The organism is Methylibium sp. T29-B (assembly GCF_000576225.1).
Lineage (GTDB): Bacteria > Pseudomonadota > Gammaproteobacteria > Burkholderiales > Burkholderiaceae_C > Methylibium > Methylibium petroleiphilum.
On sequence record NZ_AZSN01000302.1, the window covers coordinates 1 to 2,327 of the forward strand.

At 69.0% G+C, this 2,327-nt stretch carries 4 protein-coding genes; 1 reads left to right on the forward strand and 3 read right to left on the reverse strand.

What is annotated here, in order from left to right:
• The coding region (locus Y694_RS21370; protein ID WP_036236464.1) for a M48 family metallopeptidase at window positions 1-475 on the forward strand (475 nt) is incomplete at its 5' end.
• On the opposite strand, the gene Y694_RS26910 is transcribed toward Y694_RS21370, so the two are convergent.
• From Y694_RS26910 to Y694_RS21380, 3 genes are all read right to left on the reverse strand, one after another.
• Window positions 472-804 (reverse strand): hypothetical protein, encoded by a 333-nt coding sequence (locus tag Y694_RS26910; RefSeq protein ID WP_310732293.1) that lies wholly within the window; start codon window positions 802-804, stop codon window positions 472-474. The two genes, Y694_RS21370 and Y694_RS26910, sit on opposite strands and share 4 nt — an antisense overlap.
• Window positions 801-2,093, reverse strand: coding sequence for an NAD(P)/FAD-dependent oxidoreductase (locus Y694_RS21375; RefSeq protein WP_310732294.1), 1,293 nt, complete (start codon window positions 2,091-2,093; stop codon window positions 801-803). Before Y694_RS21375 ends, Y694_RS26910 begins: the two co-directional genes overlap by 4 nt.
• Before the next feature lie 50 nt (window positions 2,094-2,143).
• A partial coding sequence (locus tag Y694_RS21380) for a helix-turn-helix transcriptional regulator (protein WP_036236466.1) occupies window positions 2,144-2,327 on the reverse strand: 184 nt, incomplete at its 5' end.

Sequence of the window (2,327 nt, forward strand, 5' to 3'; positions counted from 1 at the left end):
CCACTACCCCGAGGCGCTGCAGGCCCAGGTGCGGGCGGCGCTCGCGCGGGGCGGCCTGGCCGAGGGCCTGCGGGCGCGCTACCCGGAGGCCCACGAGGTGCGCACCGACCGCGCGCTGTACGACTACGTCACCGGCCTCAAGTCCCGCTACCTGCGCCAGTCCGAGCCGCTGAGCAAGGTGGCCTACGACCCGCGCCTGCACGTGATCCGCAACGCGCTGGGCACGCACACCGCGGTGTCGCGCGTGCAGGGCACACGCCTGAAGGCCAAGCGCGAGATCCGCGTGGCCAGCCTGTTCAAGGAGGCGCCGGCGGCGTTCCTGAAGATGATCGTCGTGCACGAACTCGCGCACCTGAAGGAGCGCGAGCACGGCAAGGCCTTCTATGCGCTGTGCACGCACATGGCCCCGGACTACCACCAGCTGGAGTTCGATTTGCGGGTGTGGCTGACGGTGGCCGAGCTGCCGCAGCGCTAGCCGATCGAGAAGCCCCGATAGCGCTCCGCCGCCACCTCGGCGCACAGCTTGCGGTAGGCGCCGAAGCCGCCGATGTAGGGCATGAACACACGAGGCTTGCCCGGGACATTGGCGCCCATGTACCAGGAGTCCGCGCGCGGCAGCAGGGTCTTGTCGGCCAGCTCGTTGACGTGCGCCACCCAGGCCTCCTCGGCGTCCGGCGTCGGCTCGATGGTGGCCGCCTTGTGAGCGCGCAAGTGGTCGATGCAGTCGGCGATCCACTCGACATGCTGCTCGATCGAGGTCGGCATGTTGCCGAGCACCGACGGGCTGCCAGGGCCGGTGATCATGAACAGGTTGGGGAAGTCGGCAGTCGAGACCCGAGGTAGGTGCGCGGACCGGCCGCCCACTTCTCGCCGAGCGTCACGCCCCCGCGTCCGCGGATGCCCAGTCGCGTCAGCGGGCCTGTCAGCGCGTCGAAGCCGGTGGCGAACACGATGATGTCGAGCGGATAGATCTTCTCGCTGGTGCGGAGGCCCTGCGCGACGATCTCCTGGATCGGCGTTTCGCGCAGGTCGACCAGCACCACGTTGTCGCGGTTGTAGGTCTCGAAGTAACCGGCGTCCAGCGGCAGCCGCTTGGTCGCGATCGGGTAGCCCTGGGGAATCAGCTTGCGCGCCACCGCGGGGTCACGCACCGCCTCGCGGATCTTCTGGCGCACGAAGTCGGCGGCGGTCGCGTTCGCCGCCTCGTCGACCAGCAGGTCCTTGTAGCTGCCGAACATCCACTCGAAGCCGCCCTTCTGCCAGTTGGCCTCGTACTGCCGCTGGCGCTCCTCGGCGTCGACGTCGAAGGCACCGACGCTGCTGAAGTCGTACGGTTGGCCGATCGAGCTCCACTTGCAGGTTTCGCGGATCTGCCGGATATCGCGCCGCAGCCGGGCCTGCTCCTCCGGACTGAGGTCGCGATTGCCGTTCGGTACGCTGAACTGCGGCGTGCGCTGGAACACCGTCAGGTGAGCCGCCTGCCGGGCGATGATGGGGATGGCCTGGATCGCGCTCGACCCGGTGCCGATCACGCCCACGCGCTTGCCGCTGAAGTCCACGCCCGCGTGCGGCCAGGCGCCGGTGTGGTGCTGCTCGCCCTCGAAGCTGTCCCTGCCGGGGATCGCGGGCACCTGGGCCGACGACAGGCAGCCCACGGCCGTGATCAGGTAGCCCGCCTCGACCCGTTCGCCGATCTCGGTCTCGACCGTCCACAGCGCGCGCTGCTCGTCGTAGGTGGCGCCCGTCACCGCGGTGTCGAAATCGAAGGCCGGCTTCAGGTCGAGCTTGTCGGCCACGTACTCCAGGTAGCGGAGGATCTCGGCCTGCCCGGGGAAGCGCCGGCTCCATTGCCAGCCCTGCACGAGCTCGTCGGAGAAGGAGTACGAGTAGACCCACGACTCGGAGTCCGAACCGGCCCCCGGATAGCGATTCCAGTACCAGGTGCCGCCGACCCCGCCGCCGCGCTCGAAGGCGCGCAGCGACAGCCCCATCTCGCGCAGCCGGTGCACCATGTAGAGGCCGGCGAAGCCGGCCCCGATGACCACTGCGTCCACCCGGGCAGCCCGGCTGCCGCGCTCCTCTTTCACCGACATGGCAAGGGGCTCCTTCGGCATCACGCTGCTCGTCTCGTCGCGCCGGCTGGTCAGTCGATCAGCCTCAGGGCCCGGGCGGCATTGATGGCCTGCAAGCGGTTGCCGACGCCGAGCTTCGAGTAGATGTTCTTCAGGTGAAACTTGACCGTGTTCTCCGAGACGAACAGCCGACCGGCGATCTCGCGGTTGGAGATGCCGTTGAAGAGCGACTGCAGCATCTCCTTCTCGCGGCCC